Raw genomic sequence first — 20,238 nt, 5'->3', positions numbered from 1 at the left:
CCTCGACCACGTCCGGTCCACCCCGAGTGAAACACAATGGTCACACTTCATGCCGTACCAGCATAGTGCGGAGAAATCTTGTGGTAGCTCTTCAAGTACTGCGAATTCAGGCGCAGCCAAGGGGGATGTGAACATGAGTTCTCGTCGCACGACGACCATCGCGGGATCTGTGGTCGCGGCATCTTTTTCGGCGGTGATGATCCTTTCCTTCACCGCCACCGCGGACGACCAGGGGCCCGGCAGCGGCAAGGGGGGAAAGGTCATCGACGAGGCCCCGGCAGGCGTGAAGCTGACCACGCTCCTGCCTTCGAAGATCTCGGTCGACAACAGCACACAAAAGACGGCGATCACGGCCACCGTCAAGAACGACGGGACCAAGGACAGCGGAAAGATCCAGCTTTTGGTCGTCGGTTTCGACGGCCTTACGGTCAAGAACGTTCAAGGCTGCTCCGCGATCGACAAGGGGAGTCTTCCGGAGGGCTCGAACAGTGGTTTCGCCTGCCCGATCGACAATCTCGCGGCCGGTAAGTCGAAGTCGTACGCGGTGGACGCCACGTTCGACCTGAAGAAGACCGGAAAGATCTGTCTGCCCGTGCAGACCGGTGACGGAAAGAAGACGTACTGGCAGCAGGGCCCGGTTCCGTTCGGTACGAACAACCAGTCGCCGAACGCCCCGGCCACCCCGCTGCTCCTCGGAACCGACAACAAGCCGGTGTCCCCGGGCGGCAGCGCCAGTGAGCTGCCCAAGACCGGTGTCGGGCGCGACATCCTGCCGCTCGGCGCGGCCGGTGCCGCGCTGCTGACGGCCGGTGCGGCCGGACTGTGGTGGTCGACCCGACGGCCGACCCGGCAGCTGGGCGCCTGAGCACCCAAGAGGGCACGGATTCACCCCGCCCGCATAACCTGACGGCAGGTGTCAGGTTATGCGGGCACTCTGTGCGCCATGAACACCGTCGACAACACCGCAGACCTGCTGGTCCTCCGACCCGGCGACCCCGGTTACGACGACGAACTCGCCGGTTTCCAGACCGGGTTCACCCGCCGCCCCGCCGTGGTCTTCGCCGCCACCTCGGCCGACGACGTGATCGCCGCCGTGCGGTACGCGGCCGAGCGCGGCCTTCCCGTCGGTGTGCAGGCCACCGGTCACGGGCTGCCCGGCACGTCGGAGGGCGGTGTGCTCGTCACGACGCGGCGCATGGACCGGGTGAGCGTGGACCCCGGGGCGCGTACCGTCCGCGTCCAGGCGGGCGTGCGCTGGGGCCAGGTCGTCGCGGCAGCGGAGCCGTACGGCCTCGCGCCGCTCAACGGCTCTGCCCCCGGCGTCGGCGCCGTCTCCTACACGCTCAGCGGCGGACTGGGCATCCTGGCAAGGGAGTTCGGCTACGCGGCCGACCATGTGCGCTCCCTGGACGTCGTCACGGCGGACGGCGTGCTCCGGCACGTCACCCGGGACTCAGAGCCCGACCTGTACTGGGCGCTCCTCGGCGGCGGCCACAACTTCGGCGTCGTCACCGAGCTGGAGATCGGCCTCGTACCCGTGAAGACGCTGTACGGCGGGTCCCTCGCCTTCGACGGGCGGGAGACCGATCCGGCGGCGCTGCTGCGGGCCTACGAGGAGTGGACGCGGACCGTGCCGGACGGGCTGACCTCGTCCTTCTCCGCCGTACCGTATCCGGACCTGCCGGCGCTGCCGTCGCAGCTGCGGGGGCGGTACGTCGTCTCCGTGCGCGTGGCGTACACCGGCGCCGACGGGCCCGAAATCGTCGCTCCGCTCAGGGAGTCGGGGCCGGTGCTCGCGGACTCGCTGCGGGAGATGCCATATGCCGAGAGCCACACCATCCACAGTGACCCGGACTTCCCGCACGCCTACTACGGGGACAGCGCGGTGCTGAGCGAGCTGGACGTGGCGCGGGCCGGTGAGCTGCTCGCGCGGGTGGGGCCGGACTCCGGCGGGCCCATGTGCGTCGTCCAGGTCAATCATCTGGGCGGGGCGCTCGCCCGGCCGGCGCCGAACTCGGTGCCGTACCGCGAAGGGCGTTTCCTGGTGCGGCTGTTGACGGTCGGGGAGCGGGAGGGGGCGCGGGCGCTGCTGGATCCGGCCTTCGCGCTGCTCGCGGACGTCACGCTCGGGCGGGCGCTCAACTTCGCCTTCGGGGCCGGGGACCGGACCGCGGGGCTGTACGACGGGGAGACGCTGAAGAGGCTCGCCGGGCTGAAGTCGTCGTACGACCCGGCGAACCTCTTCCGTCACAACTACGACGTCAGCGCTGCTTGTTGACGAGCTTCCAGGCGGTGGGCGTGACACCCATCGCCAGGGCCGCCTTCAGGGCGTCGCCGAGCAGGAACGGGGTGAGGCCGGCCGCGACCGCGGCGGACAGGGACATGTCGGCCGCGTACGCCAGGTACGGGACGCCGACGGCGTAGATGAGGGCCTCGCCCAGCAGCATCGTGCCCGCCATGCGTACGACGGAGCGGTCGGCGCCGCGGCGGGCCAGGGCGCCCACGACGGTGGAGGCCAGGATCATGCCGAGGATGTAGCCGAAGGAGACGGAGGTCCCGGAGGTGCCGCCCGCGAACCACGGCAGGCCCGCGAGACCGGCCAGCGCGTACAGGACGAGGGCGCTCAGGCCGCGGCTCGCGCCGAGCGCGGTGCCGACGAGCAGCGCGGCGAAGGTCTGGCCGGTCACCGGGACCGGGGAGCCCGGAACGGGCACGGAGATCTGGGCCGCGAGGCCGGTGAGCGCGGCGCCGCCGAGCACGAGGGCCACGTCCCGGAGGCGGGACGCGGGCAGCAGGTCGGCGAGGACCTGGGGGCGGGCGGTGGCGGCAGCGGTGCTCATGGGGACTCCGCGGGTGACGGGGACATGCTGGGACACCGTGACGCTATCCCGGCCCGCTTGAGCCGATCACCGTCATGGGTCGACAAAGGGTGGGGCGGAGGCTTGGTGGGCTCCGGACAAAGGATGCCCGTTACACCGGGTACGGCGTGAGAACGGTCACTGAGGCAGGGAGGGCGGGCTCACTTCAGCGACTTCAGCGGCTCTGTAAGGTCCCGCCAAATGAATCCTAGCGGTCTGGTCTGATTCGCCCTTCCTGGCCTACCCTTCGAAGCATGGTTGCCCAGGCCCGGAATCTCACGTCGCGTCGCTATGTCGACCTGCGACGTCAGGGTGCTGCCACCTGTCGCCGTCCCGGCTGAGGCGGGCTGCGGCGCGCCTCGGTCTCCGAGACGTGTCGGCCCCGTTCCCGAGGACGGTCTTCCATGCCCGCTGCCCTGGCGTCCACTCCCGCCGCCCCCGCCTCCCGGCGCCGTACGAGCGCCAGCGTCGTCCTGCGGTCCGTCCTCGAACACGGACCGGTGGCGCGCTCCACCATCGCCCGGCTGACCGGGCTCTCGCCCGCGTCGGTGACCGACTACTGCGCCCGGTTCGCCGAACTCGGCCTGATCCGCGAGTCGTCCGCGCCCCGCCGCTCGAACGGGGTGGGCCGCCCGCATGTCCCCGTCGACCTGGACGACTCGCGGTTCGTGGTCGGCGGGGTGCATGTCGCGGTGCCCTACACCACCGTCGCGCTGCTCGATCTGCGCGGGCGGGTGGTGGTCCGGCGCGAGCTGCCGCACGAGCGCACCGATCCGGGGTGGGTGCTGGCGCGCGCCGCCGAGGGGCTCGCCGATCTGCTCGCGGAGGCACCGAACTGCCGTCCGCTGGGCGTCGGCGTCGCCGTCGGCGGCTGGGTGGACCGGGAGTCCGGGACCGTCGTGGAGCATCCGCTGCTCGGCTGGCGGGACGTGGCCGTGCGCCGGACGCTCGGCGAGCACACCGGGCTGCCGGTCCATGTGGACGGCCACGCGCGGGCGTTGGTCAACGGGGAGCGGCTGTTCGGGCGGGCCCGCGGCAGCGGGAGCGTGCTGCATCTGTTCGTCGGCAATGTGGTCGACGCGGCGTTCGCCACCGGTGACGAGGTGCATCACGGGCCGCGCTCCCAGGCGGGCGCGATCGCCCATCTGCCGGTACCGGGCGGCACCGAGCCCTGCGCCTGCGGTGAAGTCGGCTGCCTCCAGGCCGAGTTGAGCGAGCGCACGCTGTGCAGGCGGGCCCGGGAGGCGGGCGTCACCGACGGTGTGAACCCCATGCACGTGGTCGCCGCCGCGGCCTCGGGCGACCTTCGGGCGGTACGGCTGCTGGTGGCGCGGGCGGGTGCGATCGGGCGGGCGGCGCGGCTGCTGCTCGACGTGCTCAACCCGGAGACGGTGGTGGTGACCGAGGTGGGGATCATCCACCGGGAGGACTGCCTGAGCGCGTTGCGCGCGGGGGTCGGGGCCAGGCGCGCGGCTTCCGTGCTGCCGACGAGTTTCCCGGATTCCGTGCTGGCGGTGGCGGGCGGTTCGGTGGCGCTCGACGTGCTCTACCGGGATCCGCTGGCGTCCTCACCTGAGGTTAATTAATTCAGAAACGCCGAATGTTGACAGCCGTTCCGCGAAACCGGGAACATCCTGTCCATGAGCCCGCACCTGTACTGTCGCGCCCTTTGTTGCTGACACGTTGCCCCGCGTGACGCGCTCATTTCCCCTGCGTGAATCTCCTGCCCACTGATTTTCCCGTGCGCTGCTCCAGTGCAGAATTCAGGGAGTTCTCCCATGCCTTTTTCCCGCACGTCCGGCGTCGACCGGCGGCTGTTCCTCACCTCCGTGCTCGGCGCCGCAGCCGGTGTCGCCGGACTGAGCGGCTGCGCCGGCAGCAGCGCGGCCGCCGACACCAAGGGTGCCTCCTCCGCGCCGCTCGCCGACAAGGTCCCGGCCGGCACCAGCCTGAAGGTCGCCTCGTATCTGAACGCCCAGCAACTCCAGTTCAAGCTGGCCAAGCTGGGCACCCTGCCCTTCACGGTTTCCAGCTGGGTGAACATCGGTGCCGGACCGGATGTCATCAATGCCTTCCGCGCGAAATCCCTGGACCTCGCCAACAACGCGGGAATTCCGCCGATACAGGCGCACTACCAGGGATTCGACGCGAAGATCGTCGCGATCGACATCACCCGCAAGCCGAATTACCTCTTCGCCACCAAGCCCGGCAGCGACATCCGCTCGGTCGCCGACTTCAAGGGGAAGAAGCTCGCGTTCTCGCAGGGGCAGGCGCAGGGCGTCGTACTCCTGCGGGCGCTCAAGCAGGCCGGGCTGAAGTACGACGAGGTGAAGCTGGTGCCGCTGACCAGCAACCAGTTCCTGACCGCCCTGCAGTCCGGCCAGGTCGACATCGCACCGCTGTCCAACACCCAGGTCCCCGCGTACCTCCAGCAGTACGGCTCGAAGGGCGCCCGCACCATCACCACGGACGTCGTCGACCTGGTCAACCTGCTCTGGGCGCCCACGTCGGTGCTCGCCGACTCCGCGAAGGCGGCCGCGGTCGCCGCGTACATCCCGTTCTGGGCCAAGGGCCTGGTCTGGCAGTACGAGAACCCGGACAGCTGGAACGAGGAGTTCTACGTCAAGACGCAGAACCTGACCCTCGCGCAGGCGAAGTCGATCTCCGACCTCGCCAACAAGCCGCTGTTCCCGCCGAGTTGGGACGAGGCGATCAAGTGGGAGCAGGAGACCGCGGATCTGCTCGCGGAGGGCGGCTTCGTGAAGAGGTTCGACGTCTCCTCGCTCTTCGACCACCGCTTCGAGGCCATCGCCGCCCGGGCCGTACCGGCGGAGTACCGGAGGTGAGCGCCGTGACCACGACCACCGTCGCACCGGCGCCGACCGCGCAGGAGAGTCGTCGGGTACGGCGGCGCGGCCTCGCCCCCGGCAAACGGCTGCCCGCGACCTGGCTGACCGGCCCCGCCGTCCTCATCGCCCTGTGGGCCGCCGCCTCCGCCGCCGGACAGCTCGACCCGGGCGCGATACCGGCGCCCTGGACCGTACTGCGGACGGCCGGCCGGCTGTGGACCGCCGGGACCCTGCCCACCGACATCCTGACCTCCCTCGAACGCGCCGCGTACGGCTTCGCGATCGGCCTCACCGCCGGGGTCCTGCTCGCGCTGGCGTCGGGGCTCAGCCGGGTCGGCGAGGCGCTGATCGACGGGACCGTGCAGCTCAACCGGGCGATCCCGACCCTCGGTCTGATCCCGCTGTTCATCCTCTGGCTGGGCATCGGCGAGACCTTCAAGATCGCGATCATCGCCATCGTCGTCTACATCCCGATCTACCTCAACACGCACGCGGCGCTGTCCGGCATCGACAGCCGGTTCGTCGAACTCGCCGAGGTCCAGGGGCTGTCCAGGCTCCAGTTCGTCCGCCAGATCGTCATCCCCGGCGCCCTGCCCGGATTCTTCGTGGGACTCCGGCTCGGGGTGACCGGCTCCTGGCTCGGTCTGGTGGTCCTGGAGCAGATCAACGCCACCAGCGGGCTCGGCTACATGATGTTCCAGGCCCAGAACTACGGCCAGTCCGACGTGATCCTCGTCGGGCTGCTGGTCTACGGGGTCTTCGGCCTGGTCTCCGACAGCGCGGTCCGTCTCATAGAACGGAGGGTGCTGTCATGGCGCCGCACACTGAGCAGCTGACCCGGCCGGCCGTGCAGATCCGGGGCCTCACACGGTCGTTCGAGGGGCGTACGGTCCTCGACGGCGTCGACCTCGACATCCCCGCCGGGCAGTTCGTGGCGCTCCTCGGGCACAGCGGATCCGGGAAGAGCACGCTGCTGCGGGCCGTCGCGGGGCTGGACCACAACGTCGCCGGGAGTGGGCAACTGGCGGCTCCGGAACGGGTGTCGGTGGTCTTCCAGGACTCCCGGCTGCTGCCCTGGCGGCGGGTACTGGACAACGTGCTGCTGGGGACGGACGGCGAGGAGAAGGGGCGCGCGGCTCTCGCCGAGGTCGGGCTGAAGGGGCGCGAGCGGGCCTGGCCGAACGAGCTCTCCGGCGGCGAGGCCCAGCGGGCGGCACTCGCGCGGTCACTGGTCCGTGAGCCCGAACTCCTGCTGGCCGACGAGCCGTTCGGGGCGCTGGACGCGCTGACCCGGATCAGGATGCACGCGCTGCTGCGGGAGCTGTGGAAGGCCCACCGGCCGTCCGTGCTGCTGGTCACGCACGACGTGGACGAGGCGATCGTGCTGGCGGACCGGGTGCTGGTGCTGGACGCGGGGCGTATCGGGCTGGACCTGACGATCGACCGGCCGCATCCGCGGTCGTACCGGGACCCCTTGCTGGGCGAGTACCGGGAGCGGCTGCTGGGCGCGCTGGGTGTCACGGAGGACGCCTCGTGACCGCGCCCCTGGGGGCTGCCGCCCCCAGACCCCCGCTTCGGCCTGAACGGCCTCGTCCTCAAACGCCGGACGGGCTGAGTTGCCCGAACCGACGCCCGGAAGCAAAGGACCACGCATGACCCGCCGGCTGCACCTCAACGCCTTCCTCATGAACACCGGTCACCACGAGGCCTCCTGGCGGCTCCCCGAGAGTGACCCCTACGCCCATGTCGAGCTCGGTCACTACGTCAAGCTCGCCCGGACCGCCGAACGCGGCACCTTCGACTCGCTGTTCCTCGCCGACGGGCCCCAGCTGTGGGGCAGTGTCGCGCAGCGGCCCGCCGGTGCCCTCGAACCGCTCACCCTGCTGACCGCGCTGGCGACCGCCACCGAGCACATCGGTCTCATCGCCACCGCGTCGACCTCCTACAACTCCCCCTACAACCTGGCCCGCAAGTTCGCCTCGCTGGACATCATCAGCGGTGGCCGGGCCGGCTGGAACATCGTCACCACGGCGGGCGCGGAGGCCGCCCGGAACTTCGGTCTCGACGCCGAGCCCGCGCACGCCGAGCGGTACGCCCGGGCCGGCGAGTTCCTGGACGTCGCCCTCAAGCTCTGGGACAGCTGGGAGGACGACGCGATCCTCGGCGACAAGGAGACCGGCGTCTGGGGCGACGACACGAAGATCCACCCGCCCCGGCACCGGGGGACGTACTTCAGTGTCGAGGGCGCCCTCAACGTGCCCCGCTCACCGCAGGGTTACCCGCTGCTCGTGCAGGCCGGCTCCAGCGAGGACGGCAGGAACTTCGCCGCCCGGTACGCGGAGGCCGTCTTCACCGCCCAGCAGACCCTCGCCGACGCGCAGGCCTTCTACACCGACCTCAAGTCCCGTACGGCGGCGGCCGGTCGGGACCCCGGGCACATCAAGGTGCTGCCCGGGATCGTGCCGGTCGTCGGGTCGACCGAGGCCGAGGCGCGGGCGAACGAGCAGGTGCTGGAGGACCACATCGTGCACCGGCACGGGGTGGCCAACCTGGAGCGGCTGCTGCAACTGCCGCCGGGGACCCTGGAGTTGGATGCCGGGCTTCCCGCCGACCTGCCGCCGGAGAGCGCCGTCGAGGGCGCCAAGAGCCGGTACACGCTGATCGTGGAGCTGGCCCGGCGCGAGCGCCTCACCGTCCGGCAGCTCATCGGGCGGCTCGGCGGCGGGCGCGGCCATCTCACCTTCGCCGGTACGCCCGAGCAGGTCGCCGACGCCATCGAGACCTGGTTCACCCAGGGCGCCGCCGACGGCTTCAACATCATGCCCGCCGTGCTCCCTTCGGGCCTGGAGACCTTCGTCGACCAGGTCGTGCCGATCCTGCGCCGCCGGGGTCTGCTCCGCACGGAGTACGGACCCCGCCAGACCCTGCGGGAGCGCTACGGCCTTCCCCGCCCCGCCAACCAGTACGTCCCGTCCGCCGATCAGCCCGCCCTCGTCTGAAAGGACCCGCACATGTCCGGCATCGAGATCCAGAAGGTCACCGCCAACATCGGCGCCCGCGTCTCGGGCGTCGACATCTCCAAGCCGCTCGGCGAGGAGACCGCCGCCGCGATCCGGGAGGCGCTCAACGTCCACAAGGCGCTCGTCTTCGACGACGTGAACCTGGACGACGAGTCCCAGCAGGCCTTCGTCCGCCACTTCGGCGACGTCACCACCGCCCACCCCACCGTCTCCTCCGTCGACGGCGTCCCGAACGTGCTGCCCGTCGACAGCGAGCGCGGCCGGGCCGCCAACCACTGGCACACCGACGTCACGTTCATCCTCAACCCGCCGCAGGCCAGCACCCTGCGCTCGATCACGATCCCGCCGTACGGCGGCGAGACCCTGATCGCCAGCTCGGCCGCCGCCTACCGCCAACTCCCTGAGTCCCTGCGCTCGTTGGCGGACACGCTGTGGGCCGAGCACACCAACGACTACGACTACGCCGTACCGGACGAGGAGGTCGACGAGGAACAGGCCGCCCAGCGGGCCCAGTTCACGTCCATCAGGTACCGCACGGTCCACCCGGTCGTGCGGGTGCATCCGCTGACCGGGGAACGCGGGCTGTTCATCGGCGGGTTCGCGCAGCGGATCGTGGGGCTGTCGCCGGGCGAGGGGCGGAAGATCCTCGACCTTCTCCAGGCGTACGTCACCCGGCCGGAGAACATCCTGCGCCACCGCTGGTCGGAGAACCAGCTCGTGCTGTTCGACAACCGCATCACCCAGCACTACGCCGTCGACAACTACGACGGCCTGGCGCGCCGGCTGCACCGGGTGACCGTCGCCGGTGACATCCCGGTCGGCATCGAGGGCAAGGAGAGCTACTCCATCGAGGGGGACGCCTCGCACTACACGACGGTGGCCGCGTAGCCGCACGGCCACGGTTCGTTCACGGCCTCTCCTGACACAGGGCGGCCTCTCCCGCTGCGCGGAGAGGCCGCCCTGCCCTTGACTTCGCCGGGCGGGCGGAATGACGGAAGCTACGGCTTGCGGGCCAGGCCGCCGTGCTGGCCGATCGGGATTGTGTCCGCGCCTGGTGCCGGGCGCCACCGGGGGACCGAGACCACGCCCGGTTCCACCAGGTCGAGGCCGTCGAAGAACGCCGCGATCTGGTCGACCGGGCGCAGGAAATACGGCACCGCGCCCGTCTCGTTGTACGCGTCCTGCGCCTGTTCGTAGGCCTGGTCCGTGCCACGGGAGCCGTCGTTGACGGAGAGGTAGCTGCCCGAGGGCAGGCCCGCGACCAGGCTGCGGACCAGGGCGCGGGCCTTTTCGTAGTCGGCCACGTGGCCGAGGATGCCGCTGAGGATCAGGGCCGTGGGCTGGGTGAGGTCGAGTGTCTTCGCGGCTGCCTGGAGGATGGCGTCCGGGTCGTGCAGGTTCAGGTCCTCGTACGCGGTCACGCCCTCCGGCGTGGACGTGAGCAGCGCGCGGGCGTGGGCCAGGACCAGCGGGTCGTTGTCGACGTAGACGATCTTCGCCTCGGGGGCGCTGCGCTGGGCGACCTCGTGGGTGTTGTCGACGGTGGGCAGGCCGGTGCCGACGTCCAGGAACTGACGTACGCCCGCCTCCTCCACCAGGTACCGGATGCTGCGGCCGAGGAAGGCGCGGCTGCTGCGGGCGATGGTGACGATGCCGGGGAAGACGGCGGTGTAGGCGTCGCCGGCCGCCTCGTCCACGGGGTAGTTGTCCTTGCCGCCCAGCCAGTAGTTCCAGATGCGGGCCGAGTGGGGTACCGAGGTGTCGATCTCCGTCATGTGCCCATGGTGCTACGGCATGTCGGGGTCGCAGGGCACATTGAGGGAGAGAAGTGCGGCGGATCCTCGCTCGTCGAGGCGGAGTTCGGTGATCGCCGCGTTCCGCAGTCGCGGGAACACTCTCCGGTACTCCGCGACCGGGATCCCGAGAAGGGTGCACAGCACCAGCCGCAGCAGGGTGTTGTGGGCGACGACCAGCACCCGCCCGCCGGAGTGTGCGGCGGCGATCCGGCGCAGCGCCCGGGTCCCCCGGGCGGCGGCGTCGAGGGGATTCTCGGCACGGGGGAAGGGATATGCCACCGGGTCCGCCCGGAACGCCTCGGCGGCGTCGGGGACATCGGCCGCGAACTCGGCGAGGGTACGACCCTCCATCACCCCGAAGTCGCACTCCCTGAGGCCGGGTTCGCGGTGCGCTTCGAGGCGCAGGGCGCGGCAGGCCGGGTCCGCGGTGGCGACCGCCCGCGAGAGGGGGGACGTCCACACCGCGTCGGGCCTCTGTGCGGCGGCCCACCGCCCGAGCGCCTGCGCCTGCTCCCTTCCCTCGTCGGTGAGCCCGATGTCGCTCACGCCGGCGTAGCGGTTCTCGGCGTGCCAGATGGTTTGGCCGTGGCGGGTCAGGAGGAGGGTGGTGGTCATCGCGCGGTCCGTTCGGGGGTGGGTCGGGGTCGGGGCGGTACGGCGAACCCGCCGCCTACGGTCTTGCCGTTTCTTCGAGGGGTGGGCCTGTCCTAATGCCATGTACGCGGCGGGTTGCGCCGTACCGCCCCGACCCGCTCCCGTGGTCCGGCGGGTGCGGGCCCGTGGCTCCGACCCACTCTGGCTCCGACCGGCCGCACGGCAAGTCCTCTGTCATGTCTCTGTGTCCCTGCTCAGGCGGGCGTGGGCGTGGGCCGCCACGGGGGGTGGTAGCCAGCCTCGGGTTGTGAGTTCGTCGATCAGGCGGGTGTATGGCTCGGCGAACAGGGCCGTGCGGTGGGGGTCGGGGGTGAGGGTGGTGGTGATGTGGACCATGCGTTCGGCCAGCTCGGGGAGGGGGCCTGCGCCCGTGCCGTGGGCGGCCAGGGCTGCCATGCCCAGGGCGGGGTCGGTTTGTTCTGGTACGTGGGCCTCGCGGGCCAGGATGTCCGTGCGCAGTTGGTTCCAGTACTCGCTGCGGGTCGCGCCGCCGGTGAAGGTGAGGGGGCCGTCCAGGGGGGCGCCCAGGTGGTCGAGGTAGTCCAGGCAGAGGCGTTCGGCGAAGGCCACGCCCTGGAGGAGGGCGGCCCACAGGTCGGCGTCGTTGTCTGTTTCACCGAGGAGGAGGGCGGACGCCGTCGGTGCGTGGAAGGGGAAGCGTTCCCCCGGTGAGAGGAGGGGGTACGTCACCGCGCCGGACGGCTCGTAGGACGCGGCGCGGGTGTCCATGGTGGCCGGGTCCGCGCCCGCGAAGGCCGCTGTGAGTACGCCGGCGCCCACGCTGGACGCGCCGCCGGGCAGCCAACTCCCGTCCGGTGCGCGGTGGTTGTAGACCACGCCCGTGGGGTCGTGGACGGGGGTCGTGGCCGCGCCCTTGAGGACCAGGGTCGTGCCGAGTACGGAGTTCCAGGAGCCGGGGCGCAGGGCCGCGGAGGCGATCTGGGCCGCGCAGCCGTCGGTCATGCCGGCGACGACCGGGGTGCGGGCCGGGATGCCGGTCGCCTCGGCGGCCTCCGGGGTGACCTCGCCGAGCGGGGTGCCGGGGCGTACGACATTGGGCAACAGGCCGTCGGGCAGGCCCAGTTGGGCGAGGGGTCCGTAGGGCCAGGTGCCGTGCTCCAGGTCGTAGCCCGTCTTGAGGGCGTGGCTGGAGTCGGTGGGTGGGACCTCGCCGGTGAGGCGGGCGACGATCACGTCGGGCTGGTGGGCCAGGCGGAAGGGGGTGGCGCGGACCAGGTGCAGATGGGGGCGGTGTGTGCGGGGGGTGGGGGCGGGGCGGTCGTATTCCTCCATCAGCCACAGTGCCTTCGGCAGTGCCCATGTGTTCTGGACCCGTAGGCCTGCGGCCCGGGCCTGTGCGGCCTCGTCCGAGGCGCGGCCGTCGTCGTACATGAGGGCGGGGCTCATCGGGCGGCCCAGCGTGTCCGTCAGGAGGACCGTGCCTGAGGTGCCGCACACGGCCAGGCCGCCGATCCGTGCGTGGTGCGGACCTTGGAGGGCTTGGCGGGTCGCCGTACAGACCCTGTCCCACCACTCACCCGGGTCCTGCTCGTGACGGTTCCCCTCGCGGCGGCTGGTGAGGGGGGCCGATCCGCGGCCCAGGATCGTTCCGTCGGCGGTTACCAGCAGGGCTCGGACGCTCTGGGTGCCCAGGTCGATCCCCAACCACGCCTCCCGCTCGTCCAGCATCCGCGCCTCCCGGGTATCGGTCGGGAATGAGAACTTCACAGTCCTTATTGATATTGACTCGCGGATATCGCCCGCGCGAGGGGTTGACGCGCAACTTCCGCCGTTACACCCTCGGCCACACGATGAACAGCAACGGTGGGGGTGTGCAGCAGGGGCCCGCGGTCCGTCGCGCCGCCATGGCCGAGAAGGTGCTGGCCGACGGTTCGGCCACCGCGGCGGAGCTCGCCGGGCGGTTCGGGGTGAGTCTGATGACCGTGCACCGGGATCTCGACGAGCTCGAACGGCAGGGGATCGTACGGAAGTTCAGAGGCGGGGTGACCGCGCAGCCGTCCGGGGTCTTCGAGTCCAACGTCCAGTACCGGCTGAAGACCATGCGGGCCGAGAAGGCCGCCGTCGCCGAGGAGGCGCTGAAGCTGATCGAGCCCGGCATGGCGGTCATGCTGGACGATTCGACGTCCGCGCTGGAGATAGCGCGCCGGCTGCGGCTGGGTGACGTGAGCCCGTTGACGGTCGTCACCAATTTCCTTGAAGCCATCAACCTCCTCGCCGACCAGCGGGGCATCCACCTGATCGCCCTCGGCGGCGACTACGACCCGCTGCACTCGTCCTTCCTCGGGGTCTCCTGCGTCGAGGCGATCGAGCAGCTGCGGGTGGACCTGTGCTTCGCGTCGACTTCGGCCGTGCGCGGGGGGTATGCGTACCACCAGGAACAGCACATCGTGTCGGTGAAGCGGGCGATGCTCGACGCCGCCGCCCGCAGCGTGCTGCTGATCGACCACACCAAGCTCGCCCGGACCGCCCTGCACCGGGTCGTCCCGCTCTCCCGCTTCGACCTGCTCCTCGTCGACGACGGGGCGTCGGCGGCGGCCCTGCGCGACCTGGACGAGCAGAACGTCGACTACCGCGTCTGCGTGACTTCGGCGAGCGAGCCATAGGAGCCATAAGGGTTATAGGGCCAGAGGAGGAGGGATCGCCGGTGACCCAGCTGGAGCATCGTGAGATCGCCGGGCGCGTCGGCCGCGTCGCCCTTCTCGTCGGGACGGGAGACTTCCTGCGATGAGCGAGATGCTGCGGATCGTGGCCGCCGGCGACCACTTCGTCCGGCCGAGGATGATCTCGGAGGCGATCTCCGGGGTCTGGCCCCGGGAGGGGTCCGGACGGGCCTTTCTGGTGCGGGAGTTGACGCTGGGCTGGCCGCTGGAACCCTTCGGGCCGGTCGCCGAGGTCGACGAGGCCAGCGGCACGGAGGACGAGCTGATCACCGCCCTCGCCGACGACCGCGAGGTCCTGGTCACCCAGATGGCCCCCGTGACCGAGCGCGTCCTGGAGGCCTCCCCCGCCCTGCGTCTGGTCGTCGTCTGCCGGGGTGGGCCCGTCAACGTCAACCTGGACGCGGCCAAGGTCAACGACGTGCGCGTCTGCTACGCGCCCGGGCGCAACGCCGCCGCCACCGCCGAGTTCACCGTCGGGCTGCTGCTCGCCGCGCTCCGCCGCATCCCGCAGGCCCACAACCTCCTCGCCGGGCAACGGAGTTGGCAGGGGGCGAGCTACTACACGTACGAACACAGCGGTCTGGAGCTGGAGGATCTGCCGGTCGGGCTCGTCGGGTACGGCGCGGTCGGCAGTCGGGTCGCCCGCGCGCTCTGTGCGTTCGGGGCGCAGGTGATGGTGTACGACCCCTATGTGCGCGGCGAGATCCACGGGCTGCGGGTCTCCTCGCTCGACGAGCTCCTGCGGCGGTCGCGGGTGGTCAGTCTGCACGCCCGGCTCACTCCGGAGACGCGGGGGCTCATCGGGTCCCGGGAGCTGGCGCTGTTGCCGGAGGGCGCGGTGGTGGTGAACGTGGCGCGGGGGCCGCTGCTGGACGAGGACGCGTTGTGCGACGCGCTGGAGAGCGGGCGGTTGTCGGGGGCGGCGCTGGACACGTACGAGCGGGAGCCGGTGCCGGCGGGGTCGAGGCTGTTCGCCCTGGCCGACCGGGTGGTGATGACACCGCATCTGGGGGGCGCCTCGCGGGCCGTCGCGGAGAAGGCGGCGCGGATCGCGGCGGAGGAAGTGGGGCGCTGGGCGCGCGGGGAGACGTTGGCGCACTGTCTGACCTGAGCCGGGAGGCGAGATGTACGTCGGTATCGATGTGGGCACGTCCACGGTGAAGGCCGCCGCGTTCGACGCCGGCGGCCGTGAACTCGCCGTGGCGGCACGGCCGGTGGGGCTCGCGCTGCACGGGGGTGTCGTCGAGCAGGACATGGAGGAGGTGTACTCGGCCGTCGTCGCCGTGCTCGGGGAGCTGACCACCCGGGTTCCGGGGCCCGTCGAGCTCGCCGGGCTGACCGGGCAGGGGGACGGGGTCTGGCTCGTCGACAAGGACGGGCTGCCGGTGCGGGCCGCGGCCTCCTGGATGGACGGGCGGGCCCACGAACTGCTCGACCAGTGGCTGGAGGACGGGACCTTCGAGGCGGTGTTCCGGCGGACCGGGAGCGCCATGTTCCCGGGGTGTCCGGGGCCGCTGCTCGCCTGGTTCGACCGCTACGAGCCGAAGGCCCTCGACGCCGCCGCGACCGCCCTGTACTGCAAGGACATGGTCTTCCGGCGGCTGACGGGGGCGCCCGCGACGACGGATGTGTCGGACGCGTCGATGCCGTTCCTGGATCCGCGGACACGGACGTACGACAACCGGGTGGTGGAGCTGCTGGGCCTCACCCACCGGCGCGGTCTGCTCGCGCCGATCGGGGATCCGGTCGCCGTCGCCGAGGCGCGCGGGGAGGGGCTGCCGGCCGGTACGCGGGTGGCGAACGGGCCGTACGACCTGCCGGCCTGCGCGCTCGGTGCCGGGGTGACCGTGCCGGGTGACGGTCTGCTGATCGTCGGGACCTGTCTCGCGAGTCTCGTCGCGACCACCGACCTCGATCTGAGCGGGGAGCCGGCCGGGCTGTACATCTCCACCGACCGGCCCGGGCACCGGCTGCGCGCGATGCCCGCGATGGTCGGCACGGCGGCCCTGGACTGGGTGCTGTCGACGACCGGCGTCCACCACGAGGAGGTCGACGCGCTGCTCGCCGACACCCCGCCCGGCGCGAACGGCGTGCGTGTGCTGCCGTACTTCGCGCCCTCCGGCGAGCGCGCGCCCTTCGTCGAACCCCGGCTGCGCGCCCAACTCACCGGTGTCTCCCTGGAGTCGACGAAGGGCGACCTGGTCCGCGCGACCTGCGAGGGCATCGGCTTCGCGGCCCGGCACTGTCTGGCGGCGGCGGGGCTGACGGGTTCGCTCGCGGTGTGCGGGGGCGGGACGCGGAGTCCGGTGTGGATGCGGCTGCTGGCCGATGTGCTGGGGCGTCCGCTGAGGGTCGTCGAGGGTGAAGTCGGGGCGCGGGGCGCGGTGTTGGCGGCTGCGGAGCGGTACGGGGTGCCGCTGGACGCGGGCGTGTGGACGAAGCCGACAACGGTGGTGGAGCCGGACGCGGCACGGGCGGCGTACTACACGAAGGCGTACGAGGACCATCTGGCCCGGCTGGCGCAGGCCCGCGAGCGGGCTCGATGAGGAAGGAAGCAGGCCGGCGGGCGGTGACGACCGGAATCCGCCCCGGCGGGACGGATTCCGGGCTCACGGCGTGAGCGCGCTGCACCTATGCTCCCGGTTCCGGCCATTTCGCGGCCCGGACGGGAGGTCCACATGTCCGACGAACTGCACTGTCCCAACTGCCCCAAGGGGAAGCTGTATCCGTTCCGCCGGGTGAACGCGGCGGAGGAGCGGCACATCGCGTCGGTCTACAAGAAGAAGGGCGCGCACGGCTTCTGGCGCTGCCAGGGCAAGACCGCGCTGGGGCAGTGCCTCTGGGTGCAGCCCTACTTCAACCAGTCGGACGGCTTCTCCCTGCCCGCGTCCTTCAGCTGACCGGCACGGTCACAGGTTGCTGAAGTCCGGCCCCTTGGTGCGGGTGCGCTTGATCTCGTAGAAGCCCGGGACCGAGGCGACCGCGACCGTGCCGTCCCAGAGGCGGGCCGCTTCCTCGCCCTTGGGGGCCGGGGTGACGACCGGGCCGAAGAAGGCGATCTGCTCGCCGTCGGGGCCGGGGACCGCGATGACCGGGGTGCCGACGTCCTGGCCGACCTTGTCGATGCCCTCCTTGTGGGAGGCACGCAGCTCGGCGTCGAACTCGAAGTCCTTCTGGTCGAAGTACTCGATCAGCTCGGCGGGCAGGCCGACGTCCGCCAGGGCGCCCTCGACGGCCTCGCGGGTGGGGCCCTGGCCCTCGTTGTGGATACGGGTGCCGAGCGCGGTGTACAGCGGGCCGAGGATGTCGGAGCCGTGCTTCTGCCAGGCCGCGGTGACCACCCGGATCGGCTGCCAGGCCTTGGTCTCAAGCAGCTCGCGGTACTGCTCGGGCAGCTCGTCGATCTTCGGCTCGTTGAGCACCGCGAGGCTCATGATGTGCCAGCGCACCTCGATGTTCCGGACCTTCTCCACTTCCAGGACCCAGCGGGAGGTCATCCAGGCCCAGGGGCACAGCGGGTCGAACCAGAAGTCGACGGGGGTCTTGCCGGAGGCGTTCGCGGTCTCGGACATGGGTCTCCTAGGAAAAGTGTTCGTTTCAACCGGCAACACCGGGCACCGCCGTCCCCATTCCCGGCTGCCCGATGTCAGGGGCACATGGCAGGATCGGGCCTGTCCAGACACCGAAACGCCAGCCGAGGGAGCATCGCCCGTGCCCGGTGAGAATCTGACCCGTGACGAGGCCCGGGAGCGGGCCGCCCTGCTGTCCGTCGACGGGTACGAGGTCTCCCTCGACCTGCGCTCGGCGGTCGGCGACGAGTCCGGGGACGGTCCGCGCACCTTCCGGTCCGTGACCACGATCCGCTTCCGGTGCAACGAACCGGGGGCGGCCAGCTTCGCGGACCTGATCGCGCCGAGCGTCACGGCGCTCTCGCTGAACGGCCGGGACCTCGACCCGGGCGCGGTCTTCGACGGCTCCCGGATCGCCCTGGAGGACCTGGCCGCCGACAACGAACTGATCGTCGACGCCCAGTGCGCCTACTCCCGCACCGGCGAGGGCATGCACCGCTTCGTCGACCCGGAGGACGGCGAGGTCTACCTCTACACCCAGTACGAGCCGGCCGACTCCCGCCGGGTCTTCGCCAACTTCGAGCAGCCGGACCTCAAGGCCCCGTTCCGCTTCGAGGTGCGCGCGCCGGAGGGCTGGACGGTGTGGAGCAACGGCGTCGGCGACCTGGCCGACGGCGTCTGGCGGTTCGCGGAGACGAAGCCGATCTCGACGTACATCACATGCGTCGTCGCGGGCCCGTACCACTACGTGACGGACTCGTACGAGCGTGTCCTCGACGACGGCGGCAAGCTGGAGATCCCGCTCGGCGCCCTGTGCCGCAAGGGTCTCGCGCCCTACTTCGACGCCGACGACGTCTTCCTCGTCACCAAGCAGGGCCTGGACTTCTTCCACGACAACTTCGACTACCCGTACCCCTTCGGGAAGTACGACCAGGCGTTCGTGCCGGAGTACAACCTCGGCGCGATGGAGAACCCGGGCCTGGTCACCTTCCGCGAGGAGTTCATCTTCCGCGGCAAGGTGACGCAGGCGTCCTACGAGGGCCGCGCCAACGTGATCCTGCACGAGATGGCGCACATGTGGTTCGGCGACCTGGTCACCATGGTGTGGTGGGACGACCTGTGGCTGAAGGAGTCCTTCGCGGACTTCATGGGCACCTTCGCGAACGTCGGCGCGACCCGCTTCAAGGACTCCTGGATCACCTTCGCCAACCGCCGCAAGGCCTGGGCGTACCGCGCCGACCAGTTGCCGTCGACGCATCCGATCACGGCCGACATCCGCGACCTCCAGGACGCCAAGCTCAACTTCGACGGCATCACGTACGCCAAGGGCGCGTCCGTACTGAAACAACTCGTCGCGTACGTCGGCCAGGACGCGTTCCTCGAAGGCGCGCGGCGCTACTTCAAGCGGCACGCTTACGGCAACACGCGCCTCGGTGACCTGCTGTCGGTCCTGGAGGAGACCAGCGGGCGGGACATGGGCGCGTGGTCCCGGTCGTGGCTCCAGACGGCCGGCGTCAACTCCCTCACCCCGCAGGTGCTGTTGGACGCGGACGGCAAGGTCGACGAGCTGGCCGTCGTACAGGAGGCGCCCGAGTCGCATCCTGAACTGCGGCCGCACCGGGTGGCGGTGGGCCTGTACCGGCGTACGCCCGAGGGCGCGCTGGAGCGGTACGCGCGGGCCGAGGCCGACGTCGACGGTCCCCGTACGGTGGTGGAGCAGCTGTCGGGCGCCGAGGCTCCGGAGCTGGTGCTGGTCAACGACGACGACCTCACGTACTGCAAGATCCGCTTCGACGCGGGTTCCCTGGAGACGCTGAAGGCGGCCCTCGGCGACATCACCGACCCGCTCGCCCGCGCGCTGTGCTGGTCGGCGCTGTGGAACATGACACGGGACGCGCTGCTGCCGGCGTCCGACTTCCTGGACCTGGTGATGCGTTTCGCGGGGCGCGAGACCAGCATCGGGGTACTGCAGATGGTGCACGCGTGGGCCGAGTCGGCGCTCGTGCACTACGCGACGCCCGAGTGGCGCGACCACGGCGCGGCGCTGCTCGCCGAGTGCGCCGAGCGGGAGCTGCTGGAGCGGGCCGAGCCGGGCAGCGAGCACCAGCTGGCGTGGGCCCGCTTCTTCGCGCGTACGGCCGAGGACCAGGCCGGCTTCGACACGCTGCGGGGTCTGCTGGACGGTACGACGGTCATCTCCGGCCTGGAGGTCGACCAGGAGCTGCGGTGGGCGTTCCTGGAGCCGCTCGTCGTGCACGGACTGGCGGACGAGGCGGAGCTGGCGGCCGAACTGGCCCGTGACGACACCGCGTCCGGCAAGCGGCACCAGGTCCGCTGCCTCGCCGGGCGGCTGTCGGCGGCGGTGAAGGCGCAGGGCTGGGCCCAGGTGGTGGAGTCGGACGCGCTGTCCAACGCGCTCGCGGAGGCGACGATCGCCGGGTGGGGACAGCCGACCCAGCGGGAGCTGCTGGCGCCGTACACGGAGAAGTATTTCGAGGCGATCGAGCGGGTGTGGTCGACGAGGTCGATCCAGACCGCGATGAACATCGTCTCGGGGCTGTTCCCCTCGCTGCAGGCCTCGCAGACGACCCTGGACGCGGCGGACGCGTGGCTCGCGGCCCACGAGGACGCGGCGCCGGCGCTGCGGCGGCTGGTCCTGGAGGGGCGGGACGACCTCGCGCGGGCGCTCCGGGCCCAGGCAGCCATGGCCAAGGCTTGATCGGTCGGTGACCGTTACGAAATTCGGTCAACAACACCCGTAACCCCTGGTCCAACCCGATCGGACCAGGGGTTTTCGGCGCCCTATCGGCA

General features: G+C 71.0%; 18 protein-coding genes. 13 read left to right on the top strand and 5 right to left on the bottom strand.

The window, feature by feature from the left end; genetic code table 11:
• Positions 1-133: 133 nt before the first annotated feature.
• Both ABZ848_RS19190 and ABZ848_RS19185 read left to right on the top strand, forming a co-directional pair.
• Positions 134-865: a hypothetical protein gene (locus ABZ848_RS19190; protein ID WP_360833176.1), complete on the top strand. Its 732-nt coding sequence runs from the start codon at positions 134-136 to the stop codon at positions 863-865.
• Between the two features lie 78 nt (positions 866-943).
• Positions 944-2,278, top strand: a complete 1,335-nt coding sequence (locus ABZ848_RS19185) for an FAD-binding oxidoreductase (protein WP_360833174.1) — start codon at positions 944-946, stop codon at positions 2,276-2,278.
• On the opposite strand, the gene ABZ848_RS19180 is transcribed toward ABZ848_RS19185, so the two are convergent.
• A complete protein-coding gene (locus ABZ848_RS19180) occupies positions 2,262-2,840 on the bottom strand; it encodes a biotin transporter BioY (RefSeq protein WP_360833172.1) in 579 nt (192 codons plus the stop codon). The two genes, ABZ848_RS19185 and ABZ848_RS19180, sit on opposite strands and share 17 nt — an antisense overlap.
• A 422-nt stretch (positions 2,841-3,262) precedes the next feature.
• On the opposite strand from ABZ848_RS19180, the gene ABZ848_RS19175 reads away from it, so the two are divergent.
• The 6 genes from ABZ848_RS19175 to ABZ848_RS19150 all read left to right on the top strand — a co-directional run bounded on the left by ABZ848_RS19175 (position 3,263) and on the right by ABZ848_RS19150 (position 9,615).
• The gene (locus tag ABZ848_RS19175) at positions 3,263-4,444 is read left to right on the top strand and encodes an ROK family protein (protein ID WP_360833170.1); all 1,182 of its coding nucleotides are present in this window, start codon (positions 3,263-3,265) and stop codon (positions 4,442-4,444) included.
• 192 nt (positions 4,445-4,636) lie between these two features.
• Positions 4,637-5,704: an ABC transporter substrate-binding protein gene (locus tag ABZ848_RS19170; protein ID WP_360833168.1), complete on the top strand. Its 1,068-nt coding sequence runs from the start codon at positions 4,637-4,639 to the stop codon at positions 5,702-5,704.
• A gap of 5 nt (positions 5,705-5,709) precedes the next feature.
• On the top strand, positions 5,710-6,543 hold the full coding sequence (locus tag ABZ848_RS19165; protein WP_360833166.1) for an ABC transporter permease: 834 nt from the start codon (positions 5,710-5,712) through the stop codon (positions 6,541-6,543).
• Positions 6,519-7,244 (top strand): ABC transporter ATP-binding protein, encoded by a 726-nt coding sequence (locus tag ABZ848_RS19160; RefSeq protein WP_360833164.1) that lies wholly within the window; start codon positions 6,519-6,521, stop codon positions 7,242-7,244. The genes ABZ848_RS19165 and ABZ848_RS19160 overlap by 25 nt, the downstream gene beginning before the upstream one ends.
• Positions 7,245-7,359: 115 nt before the next feature.
• Positions 7,360-8,706, top strand: a complete 1,347-nt coding sequence (locus ABZ848_RS19155; RefSeq protein ID WP_360833162.1) for an LLM class flavin-dependent oxidoreductase — start codon at positions 7,360-7,362, stop codon at positions 8,704-8,706.
• Positions 8,707-8,718: 12 nt separating this feature from the next.
• Complete coding sequence (locus tag ABZ848_RS19150) at positions 8,719-9,615, top strand: TauD/TfdA family dioxygenase (RefSeq protein WP_360833160.1); 897 nt, start codon at positions 8,719-8,721, stop codon at positions 9,613-9,615.
• 110 nt (positions 9,616-9,725) lie between these two features.
• On the opposite strand, the gene ABZ848_RS19145 is transcribed toward ABZ848_RS19150, so the two are convergent.
• From ABZ848_RS19145 to ABZ848_RS19135, 3 genes are all read right to left on the bottom strand, one after another.
• On the bottom strand, positions 9,726-10,502 hold the full coding sequence (locus ABZ848_RS19145; RefSeq protein ID WP_360833158.1) for an SAM-dependent methyltransferase: 777 nt from the start codon (positions 10,500-10,502) through the stop codon (positions 9,726-9,728).
• A 12-nt stretch (positions 10,503-10,514) separates the two neighbouring features.
• Entirely contained in the window at positions 10,515-11,138 is a 624-nt protein-coding gene (locus tag ABZ848_RS19140) for a histidine phosphatase family protein (protein WP_360833156.1), read from the bottom strand.
• A gap of 213 nt (positions 11,139-11,351) precedes the next feature.
• Positions 11,352-12,866 carry an FGGY family carbohydrate kinase gene (locus ABZ848_RS19135; protein ID WP_360833154.1) on the bottom strand — a complete coding sequence of 505 codons (1,515 nt, stop codon included), beginning with the start codon at positions 12,864-12,866 and terminating at the stop codon, positions 11,352-11,354.
• A 122-nt stretch (positions 12,867-12,988) separates the two neighbouring features.
• On the opposite strand from ABZ848_RS19135, the gene ABZ848_RS19130 reads away from it, so the two are divergent.
• The 4 genes from ABZ848_RS19130 to ABZ848_RS19115 all read left to right on the top strand — a co-directional run bounded on the left by ABZ848_RS19130 (position 12,989) and on the right by ABZ848_RS19115 (position 16,758).
• Positions 12,989-13,801: a DeoR/GlpR family DNA-binding transcription regulator gene (locus tag ABZ848_RS19130; protein WP_360833152.1), complete on the top strand. Its 813-nt coding sequence runs from the start codon at positions 12,989-12,991 to the stop codon at positions 13,799-13,801.
• Positions 13,802-13,922: 121 nt separating this feature from the next.
• The gene (locus tag ABZ848_RS19125; protein WP_360833150.1) at positions 13,923-14,969 is read left to right on the top strand and encodes a 2-hydroxyacid dehydrogenase; all 1,047 of its coding nucleotides are present in this window, start codon (positions 13,923-13,925) and stop codon (positions 14,967-14,969) included.
• Positions 14,970-14,982: 13 nt separating this feature from the next.
• A complete protein-coding gene (locus ABZ848_RS19120; RefSeq protein WP_360833148.1) occupies positions 14,983-16,404 on the top strand; it encodes an FGGY-family carbohydrate kinase in 1,422 nt (473 codons plus the stop codon).
• 132 nt (positions 16,405-16,536) lie between these two features.
• Complete coding sequence (locus tag ABZ848_RS19115; protein WP_360833146.1) at positions 16,537-16,758, top strand: hypothetical protein; 222 nt, start codon at positions 16,537-16,539, stop codon at positions 16,756-16,758.
• 9 nt (positions 16,759-16,767) lie between these two features.
• On the opposite strand, the gene ABZ848_RS19110 is transcribed toward ABZ848_RS19115, so the two are convergent.
• On the bottom strand, positions 16,768-17,430 hold the full coding sequence (locus ABZ848_RS19110) for a DsbA family protein (protein WP_360833144.1): 663 nt from the start codon (positions 17,428-17,430) through the stop codon (positions 16,768-16,770).
• Between the two features lie 139 nt (positions 17,431-17,569).
• Between ABZ848_RS19110 and pepN the strand changes: the two genes are divergently transcribed.
• Positions 17,570-20,146 (top strand): aminopeptidase N, encoded by a 2,577-nt coding sequence (gene pepN / locus ABZ848_RS19105; RefSeq protein WP_360833142.1) that lies wholly within the window; start codon positions 17,570-17,572, stop codon positions 20,144-20,146.
• The last annotated feature ends 92 nt before the right edge of the window (positions 20,147-20,238 follow it).

The organism is Streptomyces sp. NPDC047081 (assembly GCF_040643775.1).
Classification (GTDB): Bacteria; Actinomycetota; Actinomycetes; order Streptomycetales; family Streptomycetaceae; genus Streptomyces.
Note: the sequence above shows the minus strand (reverse complement) of the source record. Positions and strands in the feature narration are given on the sequence as shown.